This window comes from Bacillus cereus (genome assembly GCF_002577405.1).
Lineage (GTDB): Bacteria > Bacillota > Bacilli > Bacillales > Bacillaceae_G > Bacillus_A > Bacillus_A cereus_AU.
This window is the reverse complement of sequence record NZ_NULR01000016.1, coordinates 148,957-171,947: the sequence shown is the minus strand read 5'-3', so window position 1 is coordinate 171,947 and position 22,991 is coordinate 148,957. Positions and strand designations below refer to the sequence as shown.

The following is a 22,991-nucleotide window of genomic DNA, read 5'->3' as shown; positions in this document are numbered from 1 at the left end:
TTCTACTTAGAAATGATCTAGTTAATGAAGGGGATTAATCATGCGAACGATGTATTCAATTAAGAACATAGCAATAAGTATATTTTCTCAAATAGTTATTGTTATTCTAGGATTTATATCTAGGAAAGTTTTTTTGGATAGTTTAGGAATAGAGTATTTAGGGATAGATGGTTTGTTAATTAATGTATTATCCATGTTAGCGTTAATTGAGGCTGGTATAGGAGCGAGTATAGTATACAATTTGTATAAACCATTGGCAGAAAATAATCAGTATAAAATTATAGCCCTTGTTCAATTGTATAAAAAAATTTATCAAATTTTAGCAATCATTATTCTAGTAATAAGTGCTATGATATATCCCTTTTTAAGTTATTTAATGAAAGATGGGGAGTCTATATCGAATATTACGATAATCTATTCGCTATTCGTAGTGAAAAATGTAGTTACCTATTTAAATGCTCATAAGAGGTCTTTAATACAAGCTGATCAAAGAGGATACATATTGGCTAGGGTGGATCTCTTATTCCAAGTGCTAACTACAATATTTAAAATATTTATACTAATGTACACAAAAAATTATATTTTGTATTTAACTATAGAGTTAACTATATATGTAATTCAAAATGTGGTAAACGGTAGGATTGTGAATAAGAACTATCCTTATATAAAGACAAAAAAGAAGTATTCCATAGATAATGATACGAAAGAAAGATTAATTATAAATGTAAAGGCGATGTTTTTGCATAATATTGGAGGATATATTGTATTTGGAACGGATAATATACTGATTTCATCTTTTGTAGGTCTTGCTATGGTCGGGGTATATTCAAACTATACAATGATAATAAATCAATTATCAGCCGTAGTAAATCCTGTATTAAATGGTATTGAAGCAAGTGTAGGAAATCTAATTGCAACTGAGAATAATGACAAAAATTATGCAATATTTAAAGTGACTTATCTAGTGAATTTTTGGGTTTTTTCTTTTTGTACTATATTTTTATTTAATCTGTTAGAACCATTTATAGCGTGGTGGCTTGATAAGAAGTATTTATTAAATAACATAGTTTTTGTAGTGATACTAATAAACTTTTATTTAACAGGGATGCGGACCGCGATAGCTATTTTTAAAAATAAAGCGGGATTATTTGTACAAGATAAGTATGTTCCATTAGTTGAAGCGATAATCAATTTAGTTTTATCCATTCTATTAGCTAAAATGTTTGGATTGATAGGTATATTTATAGGCACGGCGATTAGTACAATTGCTACTGTACTTTGGATTCAACCTTATATTGTATATAAAAATCTTTTTAAGAAATCGGTTTTGAAGTATTTTACAACATATGTATTTTATATACTTTTAACTGTCGTTACAGGTTTCATTACTACAAGTATATGTAATTATTTTATAGAAGGAAGTACCTTTATTTCATTAGTCGGAAAAGGTGTGATTTGTTTATTAGTACCAAATGTAATATACGTTTTAATTTTTTATAAAAGCACAGAATTTCAATATATAAGGAATATCTTTAGTATGATGTTTTTACAAATTAAAAAGAAGCAAAACGTTATTTAGGTATAAAAAAGTATGGATAGTATATTGATTTGAATTATTAAGGAAGTTTAGTGTTGTTGAAGCCTGTTAGTATGAAATGAAACCGGATTTTAATTAGAAAACGTGAATCATTAGCCCTAACATAGTATTTATACAATGCATAGTATTCTATTAAAGGGATACGTATTTAAGCAGAATATAAGATATTTATCCCCATGTACTGATATAAGTTAGAATTTTTAAACAAAATTCAGCTTACATCTTAGATGGAGGTTATATACAAATTATGGCGAAATTTCAGGTGACATGTGTTTTGAAAAGGAATCTTCCTGTGTTAAGCGAAGGGGAATTTTGTTTTTGTACAGATAGCTGTGAATTGTTTATTGGGACGAGAAAAGGAAATGTTAAAGTATCAACAGAGAATAAATTCGAGAGTTTAGTAAGTAAAATCAAAAGTAATACATTGGAGGGATTCTATAACTTTAAGTCTAGTAAATCACTGATTGGAGAAACAGAAGCCGCTAATGTGGTTTCGGGCACGTATTTTCTTGAATTAGAAAGATGGAATGTTAAAAATGATGGAACGGACGCTGATAATACTTCTAAAGGGATTAATAATGCATTATTATGGGCATCTCAACAAGGATTTATAGAAGTTGTTTTACCTATGGGGATATATTTAATTGATGAAAATACTCCAATTGAGCCACAAAGCTTTATGACTTTAAATTTAGGTGGATCAACTTTAAAAATAAGAAGTAATGGATTAGTTAAATATGCAATCGTACGATATCAAAGAAATCAAAAGTTTTCTCGAGTTACAAATGGAAGGATTGAAGGGGATAAAGATACACACGATTATACAACGATTCCTCATACTCATGAATGGGGATATGGAATTGAAGTAGGAAATACGACTCCTGCTGAGGGGAGTAATATGAATTATATTTCAATAGATAATATGGAAATATTAAATTGTACTGGCGATGGTATAGCAATGGAAAGTACATGGGGACAAATTGGAGAATATGATTTTGCTGGTACATTTGAAGTGGGGGGGATTAGTGATGTCAATGGTTCCCTAATAGTAGATGATAATAAAATTAGATCGAATTTAAAAATAGATTTACATCATGATAGCATTATAAAATGGGGATATTTCGGGTTGTATGGAGATGGCTATGGTGGAACTGGTTTAGAGATATACACAGAATTATATGATGTGTTATTTTATAGAGCTGATAATACTTTTGTAACGGCTACTAAGAGAGTAAAGTTTTTTGAAGAAGTGAGTGTTCCAAAAGAAGCAGATTATGCGAAAATAGTTCTTCACCAAGGTACAATACCTACGGAAAACGGTTGTAAAATAACTGTTAGAATTCCGGAATTCTCTAAAAATGTATTTGTTGAGAAGTGTAAAATACATGATTGTAGAAGGCTTGGGGTAAGCGTATCTGGAGCGAAACAAATTTATATTAGAGATTGTGAAATTTACAAAATGAAAGGTACAGCACCTCAGGGAGCAATAGATATTGAAGATGGATATCGATTAAATCAATATATAAACATTGAGCGTAATAACATATATGATAATCAGGGATATAACATTGTTGTAGTCGGTGGTAGGTATATTAATATTATTCAAAATAAATTAGTGAATAATTCATTAGTAGTAGGCGAAAATGTAGAGAAAGTGATTATAAACTATAATCACTTAAGAGAAGTAAACTGTGTTTTAAGCGGGGAAGTAACTTTTACGAATAATCAAATGTATGCTACTCGAGTCACGATAGATCAAGGGGATAAAGAAGCGCTTATTAGTAACTGTATTTTTCATAATAGCGCATTGTTAATGGGAAGAGATAAAGCATATTGTATTCAAGTTAACCAATGTGAATTTTTTAGTGATCAAGATTTATTTCATTCATTTTCACAGTTAGGTTCAATAATTGGTTTCTCAGCAGAACCGCAAACTATATCAGATTGTGTTATTAAAGGAGGGGCTGTAGAGGGTACAAGTTTGACAGGTGTATCACCTGGTATGAAAAATGGATGGAGATTAAATAATATTTCTTTTATAGATACGAAACACCCGCAAGGAATCATTACGAATTTACCACCAGGAGTATATACAGGATGTAATTTTGAGAACAGTGGTACAATATCATTTGTTACAAAAACACCTCAAGCAGAATATGAGTTTAACGGATGTTCATTTAGTTGGGATGCTTATAATCTTTTTACCGTAGAGTCTTCTCAAAGGATAGCGATGTTAAAAGTGAAAAATAGTAATTTTAGAGGGGGAAGATGGGGCTCAGCATTTTTTTTATGGGACATTGGAGGAAGAATAGAATTTAATAATAATGCATTTGAATACCTTAATTCGGAATCGACAGATAGTATAATTAATTTTTGGAATGAAACATTTATGAGTGAGTTTATGTTAATAGAAAATAATATATTTAGGTCAAATAAAAATATGATAGGCATGAATGCAAATCAGATTTCACCCTCAATCACTTTGATTTTTAAAGATAATATTGTGGACACAGTAATTATAAAGTTAAGGGATGAACATATAAAAAAAGATAATTATATTAATGGCGTCTTTGATCCGTACGTGTAAAGTTATAGGAACTAATAGAATAACAGATCCTTCGTAAGTAAATAGTGATACCGCATGGAAATATTCACATGAGCTAGTTATGTTTAAACTATTTGATGAGATAGAATTAATGATAGATGACGTAATTAGACAAAACAAGGGGTAACTAACTTTAGTTACCCCTTGTTTTGTTTAATTACATATAAAGTTTCAAAAGTTACTTAGTGTTAGGAGTATTAAACATGAATGAGTAAGGAGGATAGTACATGAAAAGAATTTTTGATGTATGTATTTCTTTATTGTTATTATTTGTATGTTTGCTTCCTATTCTAGTAGTAGCAATCTTAGTTAGGCTGAAATTAGGATCTCCTGTACTGTTTAAACAACAGCGTCCGGGAATACATGGAAAACCGTTTAATCTTTATAAGTTCCGAACTATGTTAGATAAGAAGGATAGTAATGGGGAATTACTTCCGGATCAAAATAGACTGACTAATTTTGGGGCAATTCTTAGAAAATATAGTTTAGATGAGTTACCGCAGCTTATTAATGTTGTAAGGGGGGATTTAAGTTTAGTAGGTCCACGACCATTATTGATGGAATACTTACCCCTATATTCTAGTAAACAGGCTAAAAGGCATAATGTAAAACCAGGAATTACGGGATGGGCACAAATAAATGGTAGGAATTTGATTACCTGGGAAGAAAAATTTGAATTGGATGTATGGTATGTGGAGAATCGTTCGTTTTTATTAGACTTGAAAATAATTGTACTTACAATATTGAAAGTATTTAAAACAGAGGGAATAAATCATGTAGGGCATGTAACAATGGAGAGATTTACTGGAGGGAAAATAGAAATAAAGGGGGAGGGGAAATGAAAATTTTGATAATAGGGTGTGGTGGGCATAGCAAGGTTGTGAGGGATATAATCTTATCAAATGAAGGATATGAAATAGTTGGTTATTTAGATGATTTGTATACAGGTATAAATATTGTAGATAATCTTTATTTTGGAGCAATTGCAGATGCAAGGGAAATTATCAATAATTTTCATGATGTAAAGCTCGTTATTGCTATAGGAAATAATAAAATAAGAAGGAGAATTGCAGAAATATTAAATCAACAAAGTAGCATATATGCTACTTTAATTCATAAAACAGCCGTTATAAGTTCAAATGCTTATATAGGAAACGGAACGGTAATTATGCCAAATGTGGTTGTTAATGCGGATACTTTCATCGGTAACCATACTATAATAAATACGGGCTCAATAATAGAACATGATAATATAATTGATGATTTTGTTCATATTTCACCACATGCTACACTTACAGGTTCTGTCACTATAGCAGAGGGGTCACATATAGGAGCATCAGCTACTATAATTCCAGGTGTTCAAATTGGTAAGTGGTCGATTGTTGGAGCTGGTTCTGTTGTCATAAATGATTTTCCATCTAATTGTACTGCTGTTGGTATTCCAGCAAAAGTTATTAATGTAGTAAATTAAGAGGAGATGAAGAATGATGATAAAAAATAAGGAGAAAATTTATCTTTCCTCTCCACATATGAGTGGGAATGAACAAAAATATATTCAACATGCATTTGATACAAATTGGATTGCTCCTCTTGGACCGAATGTTGATGGGTTTGAAAGGGAACTTGCATCATTTGTAGGTGTTAAAGGTGGAGCTGCAGTCAGTTCGGGTACTGCTGCTATTCATTTGGCTTTACGATTATTAGATGTCCAAAAAGGAGATATAGTATTTTGTTCAAGTTTTACTTTTGTAGCAAGTGCAAATCCTATTATTTACTTGGGAGCTGAACCGGTGTTTATTGATTCAGAACCAGAAACATGGAATATGTCACCGCAAGCGCTAGCAACTGCGCTACATAATGCTGATAAAGAAGGGAAGTTGCCAAAAGCCGTTATTGTTGTTCATTTATATGGGCAGAGTGCTAAAATCAATGAAATCCTTTCAATTTGTAATCAGTATGATGTTCCTATAATCGAGGATGCAGCGGAATCTCTTGGCTCTACATTTAAAGGAAAAGCAAGCGGTACGTTTGGAAAGTTTGGAATATATTCATTTAATGGAAATAAAATTATTACTACTTCAGGTGGTGGAATGCTAGTTTCTAATGATATGGAAGCGATAGAAAAAGCGAAGTTTTTAGCAACTCAAGCAAGAGATTCAGCACCCCATTATCAGCATAGTCAAGTGGGTTACAATTATAGATTGAGTAATATTTTAGCTGGTGTTGGGAGAGGGCAATTAGAGGTGTTAGAAGATAGAGTGAGGGCTAGAAGATGTATTTTCAAACGGTATTACGAAGAATTATCTCGCATACCGGGATTTTATTTTATGCCTGAATTAGAAAATACGCACTCGAATCGTTGGCTTACAACCTTGATGATTGATGAAAAGGAATCCGGAATCTCTATTGAAAAATTATTGAGAATCTTAGCTGAAGAAAATATTGAGGCACGTCCAACTTGGAAACCGCTTCATATGCAGCCGCTTTTTAAAGAAAGTAAGTATTATTCTCATCAGAAAGATAATGATGTATCTAAAAGATTATTTGAAAAGGGGATTTGTCTTCCTTCGGGGTCCAATATGATGGAGGAGGATCAGCGGAGAGTTATTCAGGCTATTATAAACATTATATAACATGGAATAATTCAAAGAGAAATAAATAGAATAAAAAATGTTGGACTCATATATTTGTTATATTAAAGTTCATTATAATGAACTTTAACGGGGATGTTTTGGTTATAATTACCATTATCAGATTGACGTAGAGAAAATATAATGATAACTTTAACATATCTATACCCCGATTCATTAGTGGATCAGAGAATGTAATCAATTAGGTGTTGAAAAACCTATTTGTTCTTTAAAAAGAACAAATAGGTGAGTTGCATGAAATAAATAAAAAAACATTTGCAGTAACTTGTTGTATAAGAGGAGGGGAAAAATGAGCGCTATAACTGGCATTATTCACTTTAATAATGAACCTGTATCAATTGAACATGGCACACGATTAATGAATGACTTACAAAAGTACCCTGCTGATGATATTCAAATATGGCATAAAGAAAACGTTTTTCTAGGATGTCACGCACAATGGATTACACCAGAGTCAGTTGGTGAACAATTACCCTTCTATAATTATGAAAAACAACTGGCAATTACAGCAGATGCTATTATTGATAATCGTGATGAGTTGTTTGAAAAATTACAAGTGGATTATGCAGATAGAAAAAACATGACAGATAGTGAGTTAATTTTACTCTCTTATCAGAAATGGGGGGAAGCGGCTCCAAAATATTTGGTAGGCGATTTTGCCTTTATGATTTGGGATGAGAAAAAGCAAACCCTTTTTGGAGCCAGAGATTTTTCGGGAAGCCGAACCCTTTATTTTTATCGTGGTGAGGAAAAGTTTGCCTTTTGCACTAATATAAACCCGTTATTTACTCTACCATATGTTGAGAAAAAACTGAATGAGCAGTGGCTTGCTGAATTTTTAGCCATCCCGGTGAATTTTGAATCGATAGATCCTTCTTCAACGGTATATAAAACTATTGAGCAAATCCCACCTTCCCATTCTGTTATTGTGAAAAATGGGAAAGTGAAGTTATCGAGATACAATACACCAATCGTTGGAGAAAGGCTTCAACTCAAATCAAATGAAGAGTATGAAGAAGCGTTTTTAGAAGTGTATCAAAATGCGATAAGATCACGTTTACGTACTCATCATCAAGTAGGGGCTCATTTGAGTGGAGGACTTGATTCTGGTTCTGTAGCTAGCTTTGCTGCACGGGATTTAAGAGCAGCAAATAAACGTCTACATACATATAGTTATGTCCCCGTAAAGGGTTTTGTAGATTGGACACATAGAAGTAGAATAGCTGATGAACGACCTTTTATTCAATCAACTGTACAGCATGTAGGAAATATTAAGGAGCATTATTTGGATTTTGAAGGAAGAAGTCCTCTATCAGAAATAGATGAGTGGCTTGAAATTCTAGAGATGCCGTATAAATTCTTCGAGAATACTTTTTGGCTTAGGGGAATCTATGAGGAGGCACGGTTACAAGGAATTGGAGTACTCTTAAACGGACAGAGAGGAAACTGGACGGTGTCATGGGGCCCAGCTGTGGACTATCAAGCTATGCTTTTGAAAAAGATGAATTTACGTCGCTTTTTGCAAGAACTATATTCGTATAGTAGAAATATTGGTGTAAAGAAATCACGAGTATTTTCAGTAGTGAAAAAAAAGGCATTTCCGTTTTTGAATCGAATATCTTCATCAAAAAATCAAATTGTTTTCCCGAGATTTATTAATCCAGAATTTGCAAATAGAATGAATGTGTTCGATAAACTTCTAGAGCATGATGTTGATATAACAGGAACCTCTATAACAGATGTATATGAAATAAAAAAAAGGCAATTTGAACAGTTATATTATTGGAGCATAACTGGTGCATATGGATCCAAATTATCATTGCGTTATTCTTTATGGGATCGCGATCCAACGAATGATTTACGGGTTGTTCAATTTTGTTTAGCTGTTCCAGAAGAGCAATACGTTCAAAATGGTTTAGATCGGGCACTAATTCGAAGAGCAACAAAAAAATTCTTGCCTGATAAAGTAAGGTTGAACCAGCTTACTAGAGGTGTTCAAGGTTCTGATGGTGTTTACCGTATGGCGCATCAATGGAGTGAATTTATTGAAGAGCTTGAGCAGCTTAGTAAGGATCCTATAATTTCAGAATACTTGGATATAGAGGTTATTAGAACTGCGATTTCTAAGATTAAAGAAGAACCCCATCCAGAATATGCATTTGATTTAGATTTTCGAATTTTAATGCGTAGTTTAATAGTGTATCGATTTATGAAAAAAATTATTTGAAGGGAGGTGACATCATGAAAAAAGATTGGACAATGCCTACATTGGAAGTGCTTGATATCAATATGACAATGGCTGGACCGGGTATTAAAATACCTGATGCTGCCCAACCAGATGTTGATGAAATGATTCACCATAGCTAATTTATCAATTAGGATGCACATTGTTATCCCCTTATACAGTAAAAGTATAAGGGGTTTTTATAAAAATTTTGAAAGCTATTTGGAGTGAGAGAGTTGATGGAAACTACAAATAAAAATGTATATAAAGTTTTTGGGTTAAGAGTGTTGAGTGAAATGAAATTGCCGGAATTACCTCAAATTAATGAACAAGAAGAGAATGTAGAAATTGTAATTCGATTAACTGATTTATCTCAGAAGTGGAGTGAACTTGCTAGCGCAAAACAAAACTTTGTAGTTGATAAAAACGTAGTTATGATTCGTATACCTGATACTGCTATATTTTCTATACAAGGAGGAAAGCAAATATTTGTTTCACCAATGAAGGACGCTTGTGAAGATAAGATCCGTCTTTATATACTTGGAACTTGTATGGGTGCCTTACTAATCCAAAGGGGAATATTACCATTACACGGTAGTGCAATAAATATTGATGGGAAAGTTTATGCCTTTGTAGGTGATTCAGGAGCAGGTAAATCAACTCTTGCAGCGGCTTTTTTAAGTAAAGGATACAAAATTTTGAGTGATGATGTAATTGCTGTGACAGTTTCGTCAGATAAGACTCCAATTGTGATTCCATCTTATCCGCAACAAAAATTATGGGCGGAGAGTTTGAATGCTTTTGGAATGGGAACGGCAAGTTATAATCCATTGTTTGAGCGAGAAACAAAGTATGCTGTGCCTGTACAATCTCATTTTTTCTCTGAACCATTACCTCTTGCTGGTGTTATTGAGTTAACGAAAACAGAGGATGAGAGTGTTGAGTTGATTCGAATTGAAGGACTTGAACGATTGCGCACATTGTTCTTTCACACATTTCGTAAGTTTTTAATTACGCAATTAAAATTGACAGAGTGGCATTTCACTACTTCTACAAATGTGATAAACAAGGTAGATATGTTTCATTTGAAACGTCCAAATAATAGGTTTACAGCGCATGAACTTGTATCAATTATATTGAAAACTATACACGGAGGAGGAGTAATAGATGATGTATACAGAGAGAATTTCTCTAGAGTGTCAGATTGTGCAAAGTGAAGAGAATATTGTGAGTGATATGGATGGGGAAAAAGTAATGCTAAATGTTCAAAAAGGGAAATATTATAATTTGGGAGAAACAGGGGGAGAAATTTGGGAACTAATAAAAACTCCAATTATGGTTACTGAACTCGTCAGTACATTGTTGTCAAAGTACAACATTGAACGGGGCGATTGTGAAGAGCAAGTTCTGTCCTTTTTAGAGTGTTTATTTCAAGAAGGTTTAATTCAAATAAAAGATCAATCTAATAGATAGATTCGTAATTTCAAGAGAACTGTTAGGAAGGGATTAATGAATATTGTGAAAAGGTTAAGGGTATTTTTATCGCTGAACATGGAAACAAAGCTTTTATTTTTAGAGGCTTTTATTTTTTTAGGGTGGGCGCGTGTACTAAAAAGTATTACCTTTTCCAAAGTTGCACCTTCTTTAGGGGATTACATGAACGAAACATCAGTTTCCCAAATTCAGCCACACGGGGATACACTAAAGAAGGTGTCTGAAGCTATTTCTATTATGAGTCGTTATACTTTTTGGGAAAGTCAGTGTCTTGTTAAAGCTATAGCTGGGATGAAAATGCTCGAAAAACGTCACATTGAGAGTACTCTTTATTTAGGAACTGCTAAGGATAGTCATGGGGAATTAATTGCGCATGCATGGTTACGGAGCGGTTCTTTTTATGTTACTGGATCAGAAGGAATGGAGAAATTTACTGTCGTTGGATCATTTGCAAAGAGGCTAAGTGAGGACATTATTAAAGGAGAATAAAATGGAGAAAGATTTTGGTCTTAATGTAGAGTTCATGTCTAAGGAATTGAAACTTCTTTTTGCAATTTTGAAGTTACAAGATGACGAAACAGTGCAAACTTACAGTAATGAATGGTTTTCGGATATTGATTGGGAGGTATTTCTTGAGCAAGCTGTGCATCATCGCGTTTATCCGGTGATATATCAAAAACTTAAACAGGTGGATGAGGAACTAATTCCTTCACATATTGTACAAACCTTGAATAGAAAATATAAAAAAAATACATTTCAAATGCTTTATTTAAGTGCTGAAATGGAACGAATAAATAAACTAAGTAATGAAAATGAGATTCGTATGATTTTTCTAAAAGGACCTGTACTATCTCAGGACTTATATGGGGATATTTCTTTACGAACATCCTGTGATTTGGACGTTCTAATTCCGATGCAAAATTTAGAAAAAGTAGAAATGCTACTTTTAGAGCAGGGGTATGTAAAAGACGATTATATTCAAACGATATTAAATGATTGGAAATGGAGGCATCATCATATAACATTTTTGCATCCAATAAAGCGGATCAAAGTTGAAATTCATTGGAGGTTAAACCCCGGACCGGGTAAGGAACCTGGGTTTGAAGAGCTTTGGGGGAGAAAGAGAAAAAGTACCCTTACGAGTAATTCTGTATATATGTTAGGAAAGGAAGATTTATTTTTATTTTTGGTATCTCATGGTGCTAGACATGGTTGGTCCAGATTACGCTGGTTAGTAGATATAAAAAAAATTGTCGATCAAGAACTTAATTGGAGTGAGATTTATAAGTTAATGAGAAAATATCACATGCTTCATTTAGGAGGACAAGCATTAATTTTAGCAGCTCAATTGCTAGGTGTACGACTAGATGAAAGGATGATGGAATTAGTAGCGAAAAAACATTCAAAGCAGTTAGCTCAAGAGGCGCTGTTTTATTTCAAGCAAATGATAAATTTGCATACCGAACCTGTCCCAGAAGAAGTATTTATCTATCATAGTCGACATTTATTTTCACTAATGTCTCATCGGCAAAAGATTTTATATATTATGAGCCAATTATATCCTTATCCAATTGATGCAAAAACATTACCGTTACCTAAATTTCTTCATTTTTTATATTTTCCTTTACGTCCGTTTTTATGTCTTTGGAGGAAAACAAAGAAGCTTGCTTTGTTATAGGGGGAACATCGATGAATCATATTATATATTTTATGAAGAAATTATATTCTTCAGCGGGAAACATACTGTATGTGAATTTATTTGGTATGGTTTTAATAAGTTTACTTGAAGGGATAGGTATTATTTTATTAATTCCTATGATAAGTATGACTGGAATAATTAATATAGGCGAAGAGACTACTTTTATTGCACCTGTCTCTAGATTTTTGCAGGATTTTCCTAAAACAACAAGTCTAGCTTCTATTTTAGGTATATATATAATAATAGTGTTAGGTCAAAATTTACTACAAAGAAATATAACGCTAAGGGATGCGAGAACGCAACAAGCTTTTGTACGAGAATTAAGAATAGAAACATATAGTATGATTTTAAAAGCAAAGTGGAGTTTTTTTCTAGAGAAAAGGAAAACAAATCTAATAAATATATTAACTACAGAATTAGCTCGTGTAAGTTATGGGGTTAATTTAATTTTACAATTGTTAGCTGCTATTCTGTTTACATTTATACAGGTGGGGATTGCGTTTTTATTATCTCCTCAAATAACTATATTTGTTTTGGTCTTTGGCTTATTATTCTTGGTAGCTTCTCGTATTTTTATAAAAAAAGCACGAATATTAGGCGGTAAGACCTCAGAATTGGCAAAAGACTATCTTTCTGGTATAACAGATCATTTTAATGGAATTAAAGATATAAAGAGTAATACTTTGGAATCATCACGTTTAGATTGGTTACAATCTATAACAGAAAAGATGAGTAATGAGCAAATGGAGTATATGAGAATAAGATCGAACTCTCAATTGTTTTATAAAGTTTCAATGGCTATATTAATTGCATTTTTTTTATTATTATCAGTAAGTATGTTTCAAGCGCAATCCACCCAATTACTATTAATCATCCTCATCTTTTCCAGACTATGGCCGAGATTCATGACAATTCAATCAAATTTAGAACAACTGGCTGCAAGTATTCCTGCTTTTAAGTCATTATGGGAGTTGCAAGAGGAATGTAAGGAAGCGATTGAAATGCAGGATATACATCAGCAAAAACATATAGAGCCGATTTGTATAAAACAAGGTATTGAGTGTAAGGATGTGTACTTTCGTTATAATAAGCAAGAATCTTTATATGCACTTCAAAATATTAATGTGCAAATTCCGATAAATAGTATGACGGCCATTGTGGGGCATTCTGGTGCTGGAAAAAGTACATTAATTGATGTGTTAATGGGATTAATCCAACCAGAAAAAGGTCAAGTATTAATAGATGGTACTCTTCTTACAACTGATAATTTATTGTCATTAAGGCGGGCTATTAGCTATGTACCACAAGATCCGTTCTTATTTAATGCTAGTATAAGAGAAAATTTATTGATGATTGATTCGAATGCAAGTGAAGAACAAATTTGGTCTGCATTAGAATTTGCGGCAGCAACTGAATTTGTACGAATGCTTCCAAATGGGCTTGACACGTTGATTGGAGATCGCGGGGTGAGGCTTTCAGGTGGTGAACGTCAGCGACTTGTATTAGCTCGGGCCATTTTAAGAAAACCGTCGATTTTAGTATTAGATGAGGCTACGAGTGCGTTAGATACTGAGAATGAAGTGAAAATTCAATCAGCAATAGAAAGATTGAAAGGAACGATGACTATCGTTGTTATTGCACATCGCTTATCTACTATACGCAACGCAGATCAAGTTATTGTGTTAGGGAAAGGTGAAATTGTACAAAAAGGTGAATTTAATCAATTGGCTAAGGAGAGAAAAGGTGTGTTTCGAAATTTATTGGGCTCACAAATGGAAGTTGGTTCATAGAGGAGCAAGAGTGAATGAAGTTTTGTGTTCATACAGTTCGAATCGAATAAAAGCCCGAGTAATGGTCAGTTTTATAATAAGATCTTATTCGGGCTTTTATTTGTGTGTTTTCTAAAATTTGGGGATGAATATAATTAAGTACCTTGCAATAAACAGTACCAAGTGGTATATTATGGATAAATTAGGTACCGTGTATTGAACAGTACTGAAATGAGAAAGGGGGATTGTCCTTGAACGTTCAGTTTAAAAAAGGTGTGTTAGAACTGTGTGTATTGGCACTTGTAAAACGTAAGGATTGTTACGGTTATGAACTTGTTCAGCAAATCTCAAATAAATTTTTAATATCGGAAGGATCAGTATATCCTTTGTTACGTCGTTTAACGAAAGAAGGATATTTTCAAACGTATTTAAAAGAATCTACAGAGGGGCCACCTCGTAAATATTATCAATTAACTGGGCAAGGGGAGACGCAACTGCATTTGTTAGTAACAGAATGGCGTGATTTTGCGAAAGGGGTACAAGAAATTATTGAAGGGGTGAATTGGGATGAATAAAGAACAGTTCCTTAAGGAATTATCGAATCAGCTTAGAAAGTTATCGGAAGAAGAGAGACAAGATATTTTATTTGATTATGAAGAGCACTTTCAGTTTGGGATAGAAGAGGGGAAAACTGAATCGGAAATAATAAAAGGGCTAGGTTCTCCGAAAGCAATTGCGAAAGACTTACTTGCGATGTATCGATTTGATGAGATGAAAAAAGATCCATCGACTTCAAATGTGACAAGAGCTGTTATGGCAACGATTGGACTTAGTTTGTTTAATTTTATTATTGTGTTAGGCCCGTTAGTTGCAATTATCGCTTTTATATTTTCCTTTTGGGTCGGTGGTATTGCTAGTGTAGTGACACCGTTTTTCGTTATTGTAAAAGTATTTATGGGCACTTTTATATGGTTAGATCTTTTCGTTAGTATAACGTTTGTTGGAGTGGGTTTGTTGTTATGTATTATCGCTTATTATTGTACGAAGTGGTTTAAAAGGTTATGCGTACGTTATGTAATATGGAACTTCAAAATGATAAAAGGGGAGTAGATGATGAAAAAAATATTGTTAGTAGCTATCGCTTGTATCATTGTTGGAGTAATAGGGATTTCACAAACATATAAAAAAGCAGTAGCAAATGTAGAGGAAGGAAACAAGGAAGAGGTTATTAAAAACGAAGCGTTAAAAAACGTAGAAGTCGATTTGAATGCTGGAGATGTTATTATCCAAAAATCCCCGGATTCCTCTTTTTATGTAAAGCAATCCGGAGATATACGGAAACAGGAAATTCGTATTGCTGAAGATGGTGACGCATTAAAAATTATAGGGGGAAGAGAAAAGGCTGATTCGTTTGATTTTTCATTTTACAATTTCGGATTTCAAACGCCTACATTGACTATATTTGTACCCGAACGTCTTTACCAAGAGATAAAAATAAAATCATCCGCTGGACAAATAGAAATCAGTGATGTGAAAAGTGACCGTGTAAGTGTTGAGACACTTGCGGGAGAAGTCGATTTGAAACATGTAACGGCTAAGAGTGTGGAGGGATCTACAAAAGCTGGTGAGGTGAATTTTAAAAAAGTAATAGGGAAAGTAACAGCGAAAACGGCTAGTGGAGATGTAGATATTATTGATCATGATCCTAAGTATGATGTAGAGGCAAGTTCAACTGCTGGAGATGTAGATATTACTTTATTGGAAAAACCACAAGATGCAGTTATAACTGGACAAAGCGCTGCTGGAGACGTGACGATTTTTAATGAAGAAAATAAAAATATAACAATTGGTAATGGGAGTAAAAAGATTAGCGGTAAAACAGCTGCTGGAGATGTGACGATTGAAACTCGTTAATAAGAAATAGAATGCATGGAAATCTATCAAAATACAAAAAGAAGATAATTACCTTATATAAATGAGGTAATTATCTTCTTTTATTATTTTTAATGTAAATCACGATATACGCCAATTACTTTTCCGATAACTGACACTTGCTTTAGAATGATAGGTTCTAATGAAGAGTTTTCCGGTTGTAGGCGGAAATGGTCTTTTTCTTTATAGAAACGTTTAACAGTTGCTTCGTTATCTTCTGTTAAAGCAACTACAATTTCACCGTTGTATGCAGACTGTTGTTGACGAACTACGACTAAATCCCCATCAAAGATACCAGCCTCAATCATACTATCCCCAGAAATACGTAACATAAACACTTGATCTGATCCAGAAACGATACTAGCTGGAAGTGGGAAGTGCTCCTCTACGCTTTCGACCGCTGTAATCGGTAATCCAGCAGTAACTTTTCCGACGATTGGAACTTGAATAACAGATTGTGTTTCTGTATCGATTCGGTCTACACCTAAAATTTCAATCGCTCGTGGTTTCGTTGGATCACGTCGAATATATCCTTTTTCTTCTAGTCGTGATAAATGTCCGTGCACTGTAGAACTAGAAGCGAGGCCGACTGCTTGACCGATTTCACGTACGGAAGGTGGATATCCTTTTTCTTGTACTTTTAGCTTAATAAAGTCGAGAATGTCTTGCTGGCGTTTCGTTAACTTTTCCATGTTTTCTAACACCTCGTTTTCTTTCATTTTTCTTATTAATAAGTATAACATGTGAAAAAACATTCTACAAACATAAGTTCGAACAAAAGGCGGATTTATGTTACACTAGAGGGAAAATATAGTGAGAAAGAGGGGTTCAAAATGAATGCAATTATTTATGCACGTGTGAGTACAACAAAAGAAGCGCAGGAAACATCATTATTACGTCAAAAAGATGAATTATTGCATTTAGCTGAGCGCTATCAAATGAATGTTATAAAGGTGATTGAAGAGCAAGCTAGTGGATATACAATTGAACGTGACGGTATATTAGAAGTGTTGGATACGATTCGAGACGAACAAATTGATGTGCTACTTATACAAGATGAAACGCGCCTTGGTAGGGGGAATGCGAAGATTGCATTAATGCACTGTTTACATAAAGAGGGAATAAATGTGTATACACATACTCATAATGGTGAATTACAGCTTTCTGATTCTGATTCGATGGTGTTAGATATAATTGGGATTGTGGAAGAGTATCAAAGAAAGATTCATAACTTGAAAATTAAACGTGGCATGCAACGCGCAGTAGAAAAGGGCTATCGTCCAGAAAATAATTTAAAGAACCGTCATTTAAGCGTAGGCCGAGAGAAAAAAGAGGTGCCAATTGAGGAAATTGTGCGCTTACGCAAAAGTGAACTTACTTTCGAAGAAATTGCGGCAACGCTTCGTGGATTTGGTCATAATGTTTCAAAGGCGACTGTACACCGTAGATATGTAGAGTATACAAAGCAATTGCTTGATAAAGAAGAGTAACTATTGTATGATAATAATCAGTTTTGATTAGAAGGGGGATTCGAGATGATTAATCACGAACTCGTTGAACGCATTAACTTCTTAGCGAAAAAAGCAAAAGCTGAAGGTTTAACTGAAGAAGAACAACGTGAGCGTCAATCGCTACGTGAACAATATTTAAAAGGATTTCGTCAAAATATGTTAAACGAACTTAAAGGAATTAAAGTCGTTAACGAAGAAGGTACAGATGTTACACCGACGAAATTAAAAGCTTTAAAAAAGCAAGATAATGCAAAATTAAATTAAAAGATGGGCGAAGCCCATCTTTTTTATTTATTAAATTCGTTATTTAATAACTTTCCAGTTGTTATTGACTGTTGCTTCTATCTTTTTGTGCTTCAATACATAGTTAGCGATAAGTTCAGACATATCTGTTGGTATGTCTTTTACTACCGGCTTATTTTGAAACATAAAGAAATTCCCTCCGCCGCTTGCACGATAATTATTCATAACAACGTCATATTCTTCCTCCAAATGAAGACAAGTACCTTTATACTGTAAAGATTCTACTCTTTCACCAATTGGTTTTGAAATGTTCAATACGTACGAAATCCCTTCCCACATATCATAATTATAGTGTGCAGGCTTTGGTTCTATATATGCAGGGTTAACGATTATATTTCCATCTTCATTTAATATGAAATAGGTAGCAGAGAGTTCGAGAGCATCTTTTATATCTGCTCCAGTCACTCGAATAACTTTTAATGTATTTGGATAAATGTAATTAGAAACGATATCCCGCATTGTTACATGTTTTGGAAAACCTGGAGATGCATTATGAAACAAACTTGTACAAGAAATTGAAACGTTAGCTATATCCATTTGTATTTTATTTATAAATTCAATAAATGGATGGTCTTGCAAACGAGTTTGCATAACATCTGAAATTTGCATGTCCCCATGAATGATTCCAATAGGTTGATCAAGCCATTTTTGTGTATTCTCTTCATAATCAGATACTAAGGAAAGAACAGCTGGATCTGCCTCAATTCCTTGCACCGTCAATAACTTTGAATAACTTTCTTTTTTTACCCACGTCTGTTCCATTTTTTCGAAGGTTACGGTTACTTTTCCAACGGAGTGCCCATTACATCCGGTCTGTAAAACTGTTACACCAGTATCCGTTGTTTGAGCAATTTCTCGGTGTTGGTGGCCTGTTAGTAAAATATCTATCCCTTCAATTTCATGACACATTGCATATCCTTGATTTTCACCTGTTAAAACTTCAGTAGGTTCTCCAGTTTGTAAATCACGTTCAAATCCCCCGTGATAGGATACGACTAGTAAATCTGGTTTCTCATGTTCACGGATGTAAGAAACCCACTTTTTTGTTGTTTCTAATGCATCTTCAAATCGTAAATCTTTAATGTGATGGGGTTGTTCCCAATTTGGGATGTAATGTGTTGTTACCCCTAAAATAGCAATTTTTATATTTGATTCAATATGTTTTATTTTATATGGTTTCCCGAAATAAGGTTCTTTTCCGTTTTTATCTAAAATGTTTGCTGATAGGTACGGGATATTTGCAGTGGAAATAGCATTATTTAGTACATCCATTCCATAATTAAATTCATGATTACCAATAACTGCAGCATCGTAACGTAAATAGTTGACTAATAAGGACATTGGATTTTTCTTATCTTTTTCGTATGTAGCGTAGTGATAAGTAAATGGTGTTCCTTGTATGAAATCACCGTTATCAATTAAAAGAACGTTTGTATTTTGGAAACGTTCTTTTTTTATAAGAGTAGAAATTTTAGCTAAACCAATTTCTGCTTGCGAGTTATCTTGGTAGTGAATTGGATAAACAGTACCATGTATATCACTCGTTAATAGCATGTTTAAAGTTACAATTTGATTTGGATTCAACATCATTCACCTTTTCTATTGTTATCTTCCAATTAATCATATCAAATATATGAAGAGAATTTTAATGCGAGTGTATAGAATGTGTAAAGATTCTGTAAATAGACAATTATTAGTAAAAATGTGTGATATATTTCTTCATGTTTATGGAAGGTTATTTTATGACAATAAAAAATGGAGGCATTAACATGTTGAAAAAAATTTTTGCAATGAGCACAACAGTTGTACTAGCAGCGGGATTATTAAGTGGCTGTGGAACGAAGGAATCAAGTGCAAGTAAAAATGAAGATACGAAAAAAGGATATGTACCAAAGACGTTAAATGTTCAATTTGTTCCTTCTCAAAATGCAGATACGTTAGAAGCTAAGGCAAAACCATTGGAAAAGTTATTAAGTGATAAATTAAACATTCCGGTAAAAGTTAGTATTTCAACGAATTACAATACAATTGTAGAAGCAATGGCATCTAAGCAAGTAGATGTAGGTTTCTTACCTCCAACAGCGTATGTGTTAGCGCATGAGAAAAAGGCTGCAAATGTAATTTTACAGGCGCAACGTTTTGGGGTAGAGGATGAAACAGGAGCTCCGACAAAAGATTTAGTGGATTTTTATAAATCTGAGTTTGTTGTTAAGAAAGATTCTAATATAAATAGTGTAAAAGATTTAAAAGGTAAAAAAATTGGTTATCAAGATGTAACATCATCAGCGGGATACGTATGGCCTGCAGCTGTACTGTTAAAAGAGGGAATTGATCCGTTGAAAGATGTGAAACCTGTTACATTAAAAGGTCACGATCAGGCCCTTATTGCTCTTTTAAATGGTGATGTAGATGCAGCTGTAGTATTCCAAGATGCTCGTAATATTGTAAAAAAAGATTATCCGAATATATTTGATCAAACGAAAATAGTGAAATTCACGGAGAAAATTCCAAATGATACGATTTCTGTACGCTCTGATTTAGATGCAGAGTGGAGTAAGAAATTGCAAGATGCTTTTATCGAAATTGGAAAGAATGAGGAAGGACGCAAAATCATTAAAGAAGTATACTCGCATGAAGGATATGTTAAATCTGATGATAGTAAATTTGATATCGTTCGTGAATATGGAAAGCAAGTGAAAACGCAATAATACATATGGAAATGGCGACTAACTGGAACGTGAGTGATTTCAGTTAGTTTGCCGTTTTTCAGTTGTTGAGAATACATAGAAGGTAGGTAATAGGTTTGATAGAGTTTCGAAATGTTTCCAAAGTGTATCCAAATGGTACAAAAGGATTGAATAATATAAACTTGAAAATTCAAAAAGGTGAGTTTGTTGTCATGGTCGGGCTATCTGGGGCTGGAAAATCTACACTTCTCAGATCCGTAAATCGCCTTCATAAGATTACAGAAGGAGAAATCATTATTGAAGGTGAGTCTATTACTGTTGCAAAAGGAAAAGGATTACGACGCATGCGCCGAGATATTGGGATGATTTTTCAAAGCTTTAACCTTGTGAAGCGATCAACGGTACTAAAGAATGTATTAGCTGGTCGGGTTGGCTATCATTCGACATTGCGTACAACGCTAGGTATGTTTCCGAAAGAAGATTTGGAGCTTGCATTTCAGGCGTTGAAAAGAGTGAATATTTTAGAAAAGGCATATGCACGGGCTGATGAATTATCAGGAGGGCAACAGCAACGTGTATCGATAGCGAGAGCATTGGCGCAAGAAGCGAAAATCATATTGGCTGATGAACCTGTTGCATCGTTAGATCCGCTCACAACAAAGCAAGTAATGGATGATTTGAAAAAAATTAATGAAGATTTTGGAATTACGACAATTGTAAACTTACATTCTATTGATTTAGCTAGACAATATGCTACACGCATTATTGGGTTACATGCGGGGGAAATTGTTTTTGATGGTTTAGTAGAAGAGGCAACGGATGAAAAATTTGCTGAAATTTATGGGAATGTAGCTCAAAAAAGCGAATTATTAGAGGTGGCAGCTAAATGAATGACGTGACGATATATTCGAAATCGATACCGAAGCCACCAAGTAAATTGAAACATATGTTAACGGTTATTCTCGTTATTGTACTGTTGTGGGGCAGTAGTGTGCAGGTGGATGCATCATTTTCAAAACTAGTAGCTGGTTTTCCAAATATGATGGATTTATTGAAGGAAATGGTGCCGCCAGATTGGAGTTATTTTCAAGTTATTACAACAGCAATGTTAGATACAATCCGTATGGCGATTATTGGGACGACTTTAGGAGCGATTTTAGCCGTTCCACTTGCACTATTTGCTGCAAGTAATGTGTTTACTAGCGCATTTTTGTACAGTCCAGCTCGATTGATTTTAAATTTTATACGAACGATACCAGATTTATTATTAGCGGCTATTTTTGTAGCGATTTTTGGGATAGGACCATTACCAGGTATTTTGGCTCTTACATTTTTTTCGGTTGGACTCGTAGCAAAATTATTGTATGAGTCTATTGAATCAATTGACCCAGGTCCATTAGAAGCGATGACAGCTGTAGGAGCGAATAAGGTGCAATGGATTGTTTATGGGGTAATTCCGCAAGTAAAAGCGCACTTTGTCTCCTATGTACTCTATACATTTGAGGTGAATGTACGTGCAGCAGCTGTTCTAGGTTTAGTAGGAGCAGGTGGCATTGGGTTGTATTATGATCGTACACTTGGATTTTTACAATACCAACAAACGGCTTCTATTATTATTTATACACTTGTTGTTGTATTGCTAATTGATTATATAAGTACATTGTTGCGGGAGAAATTATAATGAGTAAAACGACGATAATCGTGCCAAAACCGAAGAAACCAAGTGTATATCGCTGGTTTATTTTTATAGCACTTACAGTTATCTATGTATGGGCCTTTTCAGGAGTACCACTAGAGGGAATAAAGGATACAGCAGGTGAAATTACAAAAGCAATTATGACAGGGGTATTGAACCCTGATTGGTCGTATGTCTCTTTGCCAGATGGTGAAGATTTATTACATGGTTTAATTGATACGTTAGCAATTGCGATATTAGGTACATTTATCTCTGCCTTTTTATCTGTACCATTTGCATTTTGGGCAGCAACAAATATGAGTACAGGAAAATTGACTTCTGGAACAGGAAAATTTGTACTAAGTTTTGTCCGTACATTTCCAGAATTAGTTATGGCTCTTTTATTTATAAAAGCTGTTGGTCCAGGATCTTTTGCAGGAGTACTAGCTTTAGGGTTACATTCTATTGGAATGCTAGGGAAACTATATTCGGAAGGAATTGAAAATATAGATAAGGGACCGACAGAAGCGTTGATAGCAACAGGAGCGAATCGTTTTCAAATACTGTGGCATGCAGTATTACCACAAGTATTACCAGATTTTTTGTCATATACGTTATATAGGTTTGAAATTAATGTACGCTCCGCTTCAATTTTAGGAGTTATTGGAGCAGGCGGAATTGGTACACCCTTAATTTTTGCACTAAGCTCACGAAATTGGTCGCGTGTGGGAATTATTTTATTAGGCATCATTTTCATGGTAATTATAATTGACTTTATTTCAAGTTCGATTCGGAAGAAACTCGTATAAATTATTTTAGAAGCACCTATAGAAGGTGCTTCTTT

23 protein-coding genes are annotated in these 22,991 nt (G+C 33.9%); 21 read left to right on the top strand and 2 right to left on the bottom strand.

What is annotated here, in order from left to right; translation table 11 throughout:
* The first annotated feature begins 40 nt into the window (after positions 1-40).
* The 15 genes from COC96_RS20805 (at position 41) to COC96_RS20740 (ending at position 15,953) form a co-directional block, all read left to right on the top strand.
* Positions 41-1,579, top strand: a complete 1,539-nt coding sequence (locus COC96_RS20805) for a lipopolysaccharide biosynthesis protein (protein WP_098769288.1) — start codon at positions 41-43, stop codon at positions 1,577-1,579.
* 265 nt (positions 1,580-1,844) lie between these two features.
* The gene (locus COC96_RS20800) at positions 1,845-4,184 is read left to right on the top strand and encodes a right-handed parallel beta-helix repeat-containing protein (protein ID WP_098266978.1); all 2,340 of its coding nucleotides are present in this window, start codon (positions 1,845-1,847) and stop codon (positions 4,182-4,184) included.
* Between the two features lie 245 nt (positions 4,185-4,429).
* The gene (locus tag COC96_RS20795; RefSeq protein ID WP_098769287.1) at positions 4,430-5,044 is read left to right on the top strand and encodes a sugar transferase; all 615 of its coding nucleotides are present in this window, start codon (positions 4,430-4,432) and stop codon (positions 5,042-5,044) included.
* Positions 5,041-5,673 (top strand): acetyltransferase, encoded by a 633-nt coding sequence (locus COC96_RS20790; RefSeq protein ID WP_098769286.1) that lies wholly within the window; start codon positions 5,041-5,043, stop codon positions 5,671-5,673. The genes COC96_RS20795 and COC96_RS20790 overlap by 4 nt, the downstream gene beginning before the upstream one ends.
* A gap of 16 nt (positions 5,674-5,689) precedes the next feature.
* Positions 5,690-6,835, top strand: coding sequence for an aminotransferase class I/II-fold pyridoxal phosphate-dependent enzyme (locus COC96_RS20785; RefSeq protein ID WP_098267140.1), 1,146 nt, complete (start codon positions 5,690-5,692; stop codon positions 6,833-6,835).
* 307 nt (positions 6,836-7,142) lie between these two features.
* The gene (locus COC96_RS20780) at positions 7,143-9,080 is read left to right on the top strand and encodes a lasso peptide isopeptide bond-forming cyclase (RefSeq protein WP_098266981.1); all 1,938 of its coding nucleotides are present in this window, start codon (positions 7,143-7,145) and stop codon (positions 9,078-9,080) included.
* Between the two features lie 14 nt (positions 9,081-9,094).
* Positions 9,095-9,220, top strand: a complete 126-nt coding sequence (locus COC96_RS27310; protein ID WP_141536099.1) for a paeninodin family lasso peptide — start codon at positions 9,095-9,097, stop codon at positions 9,218-9,220.
* A gap of 93 nt (positions 9,221-9,313) precedes the next feature.
* Entirely contained in the window at positions 9,314-10,294 is a 981-nt protein-coding gene (locus tag COC96_RS20775) for an aldolase (protein WP_098266982.1), read from the top strand.
* Complete coding sequence (locus COC96_RS20770) at positions 10,245-10,550, top strand: lasso peptide biosynthesis PqqD family chaperone (RefSeq protein ID WP_002199629.1); 306 nt, start codon at positions 10,245-10,247, stop codon at positions 10,548-10,550. The genes COC96_RS20775 and COC96_RS20770 overlap by 50 nt, the downstream gene beginning before the upstream one ends.
* A gap of 36 nt (positions 10,551-10,586) precedes the next feature.
* Positions 10,587-11,060: a lasso peptide biosynthesis B2 protein gene (locus tag COC96_RS20765; RefSeq protein WP_098266983.1), complete on the top strand. Its 474-nt coding sequence runs from the start codon at positions 10,587-10,589 to the stop codon at positions 11,058-11,060.
* Position 11,061: 1 nt separating this feature from the next.
* Positions 11,062-12,249 (top strand): nucleotidyltransferase domain-containing protein, encoded by a 1,188-nt coding sequence (locus tag COC96_RS20760; protein ID WP_098769285.1) that lies wholly within the window; start codon positions 11,062-11,064, stop codon positions 12,247-12,249.
* Positions 12,250-12,260: 11 nt separating this feature from the next.
* Entirely contained in the window at positions 12,261-14,060 is a 1,800-nt protein-coding gene (locus COC96_RS20755; protein ID WP_098769284.1) for an ABC transporter ATP-binding protein, read from the top strand.
* A 230-nt stretch (positions 14,061-14,290) separates the two neighbouring features.
* Positions 14,291-14,614 (top strand): PadR family transcriptional regulator, encoded by a 324-nt coding sequence (locus COC96_RS20750; RefSeq protein WP_141536100.1) that lies wholly within the window; start codon positions 14,291-14,293, stop codon positions 14,612-14,614.
* The gene (locus COC96_RS20745) at positions 14,607-15,149 is read left to right on the top strand and encodes a DUF1700 domain-containing protein (protein WP_098266987.1); all 543 of its coding nucleotides are present in this window, start codon (positions 14,607-14,609) and stop codon (positions 15,147-15,149) included. Before COC96_RS20750 ends, COC96_RS20745 begins: the two co-directional genes overlap by 8 nt.
* Complete coding sequence (locus tag COC96_RS20740) at positions 15,150-15,953, top strand: DUF4097 family beta strand repeat-containing protein (protein ID WP_098266988.1); 804 nt, start codon at positions 15,150-15,152, stop codon at positions 15,951-15,953.
* Between the two features lie 89 nt (positions 15,954-16,042).
* Here COC96_RS20740 and lexA read toward each other — a convergent pair whose 3' ends face one another.
* Positions 16,043-16,663 (bottom strand): transcriptional repressor LexA, encoded by a 621-nt coding sequence (gene lexA / locus COC96_RS20735; RefSeq protein ID WP_141536102.1) that lies wholly within the window; start codon positions 16,661-16,663, stop codon positions 16,043-16,045.
* Positions 16,664-16,804: 141 nt separating this feature from the next.
* Here lexA and COC96_RS20730 point away from each other — a divergent pair, with 141 nt between their 5' ends.
* Both COC96_RS20730 and COC96_RS20725 read left to right on the top strand, forming a co-directional pair.
* Positions 16,805-17,461, top strand: a complete 657-nt coding sequence (locus COC96_RS20730) for a YneB family resolvase-like protein (RefSeq protein WP_097902832.1) — start codon at positions 16,805-16,807, stop codon at positions 17,459-17,461.
* A gap of 45 nt (positions 17,462-17,506) precedes the next feature.
* Entirely contained in the window at positions 17,507-17,746 is a 240-nt protein-coding gene (locus COC96_RS20725; protein WP_000607015.1) for a DUF896 domain-containing protein, read from the top strand.
* Positions 17,747-17,785: 39 nt separating this feature from the next.
* On the opposite strand, the gene COC96_RS20720 is transcribed toward COC96_RS20725, so the two are convergent.
* Entirely contained in the window at positions 17,786-19,369 is a 1,584-nt protein-coding gene (locus tag COC96_RS20720) for a bifunctional metallophosphatase/5'-nucleotidase (RefSeq protein ID WP_098266989.1), read from the bottom strand.
* Positions 19,370-19,554: 185 nt separating this feature from the next.
* Between COC96_RS20720 and COC96_RS20715 the strand changes: the two genes are divergently transcribed.
* The 4 genes from COC96_RS20715 (at position 19,555) to phnE (COC96_RS20700) (ending at position 22,956) form a co-directional block, all read left to right on the top strand.
* Complete coding sequence (locus COC96_RS20715; RefSeq protein ID WP_141536161.1) at positions 19,555-20,493, top strand: phosphate/phosphite/phosphonate ABC transporter substrate-binding protein; 939 nt, start codon at positions 19,555-19,557, stop codon at positions 20,491-20,493.
* A 95-nt stretch (positions 20,494-20,588) separates the two neighbouring features.
* A complete protein-coding gene (phnC, locus tag COC96_RS20710; protein WP_098769283.1) occupies positions 20,589-21,362 on the top strand; it encodes a phosphonate ABC transporter ATP-binding protein in 774 nt (257 codons plus the stop codon).
* Positions 21,359-22,153 (top strand): phosphonate ABC transporter, permease protein PhnE, encoded by a 795-nt coding sequence (phnE, locus tag COC96_RS20705; protein WP_098266991.1) that lies wholly within the window; start codon positions 21,359-21,361, stop codon positions 22,151-22,153. The genes phnC and phnE (COC96_RS20705) overlap by 4 nt, the downstream gene beginning before the upstream one ends.
* A complete protein-coding gene (gene phnE, locus COC96_RS20700) occupies positions 22,153-22,956 on the top strand; it encodes a phosphonate ABC transporter, permease protein PhnE (protein ID WP_097902827.1) in 804 nt (267 codons plus the stop codon). Before phnE (COC96_RS20705) ends, phnE (COC96_RS20700) begins: the two co-directional genes overlap by 1 nt.
* Positions 22,957-22,991: the final 35 nt, after the last annotated feature.

Coding starts and splice junctions, on each gene's coding strand:
- COC96_RS20805 (WP_098769288.1), top strand. CDS start 41: ATGCGAACGATGTATTCAATTAAGAACATAGCAATAAGTATATTTTCT.
- COC96_RS20800 (WP_098266978.1), top strand. CDS start 1,845: ATGGCGAAATTTCAGGTGACATGTGTTTTGAAAAGGAATCTTCCTGTG.
- COC96_RS20795 (WP_098769287.1), top strand. CDS start 4,430: ATGAAAAGAATTTTTGATGTATGTATTTCTTTATTGTTATTATTTGTA.
- COC96_RS20790 (WP_098769286.1), top strand. CDS start 5,041: ATGAAAATTTTGATAATAGGGTGTGGTGGGCATAGCAAGGTTGTGAGG.
- COC96_RS20785 (WP_098267140.1), top strand. CDS start 5,690: ATGATAAAAAATAAGGAGAAAATTTATCTTTCCTCTCCACATATGAGT.
- COC96_RS20780 (WP_098266981.1), top strand. CDS start 7,143: ATGAGCGCTATAACTGGCATTATTCACTTTAATAATGAACCTGTATCA.
- COC96_RS27310 (WP_141536099.1), top strand. CDS start 9,095: ATGAAAAAAGATTGGACAATGCCTACATTGGAAGTGCTTGATATCAAT.
- COC96_RS20770 (WP_002199629.1), top strand. CDS start 10,245: ATGATGTATACAGAGAGAATTTCTCTAGAGTGTCAGATTGTGCAAAGT.
- COC96_RS20765 (WP_098266983.1), top strand. CDS start 10,587: ATGAATATTGTGAAAAGGTTAAGGGTATTTTTATCGCTGAACATGGAA.
- COC96_RS20760 (WP_098769285.1), top strand. CDS start 11,062: ATGGAGAAAGATTTTGGTCTTAATGTAGAGTTCATGTCTAAGGAATTG.
- COC96_RS20755 (WP_098769284.1), top strand. CDS start 12,261: ATGAATCATATTATATATTTTATGAAGAAATTATATTCTTCAGCGGGA.
- COC96_RS20745 (WP_098266987.1), top strand. CDS start 14,607: ATGAATAAAGAACAGTTCCTTAAGGAATTATCGAATCAGCTTAGAAAG.
- COC96_RS20740 (WP_098266988.1), top strand. CDS start 15,150: ATGATGAAAAAAATATTGTTAGTAGCTATCGCTTGTATCATTGTTGGA.
- lexA (WP_141536102.1), bottom strand. CDS start 16,663: ATGGAAAAGTTAACGAAACGCCAGCAAGACATTCTCGACTTTATTAAG.
- COC96_RS20730 (WP_097902832.1), top strand. CDS start 16,805: ATGAATGCAATTATTTATGCACGTGTGAGTACAACAAAAGAAGCGCAG.
- COC96_RS20725 (WP_000607015.1), top strand. CDS start 17,507: ATGATTAATCACGAACTCGTTGAACGCATTAACTTCTTAGCGAAAAAA.
- COC96_RS20715 (WP_141536161.1), top strand. CDS start 19,555: ATGTTGAAAAAAATTTTTGCAATGAGCACAACAGTTGTACTAGCAGCG.
- phnE (WP_098266991.1), top strand. CDS start 21,359: ATGAATGACGTGACGATATATTCGAAATCGATACCGAAGCCACCAAGT.
- phnE (WP_097902827.1), top strand. CDS start 22,153: ATGAGTAAAACGACGATAATCGTGCCAAAACCGAAGAAACCAAGTGTA.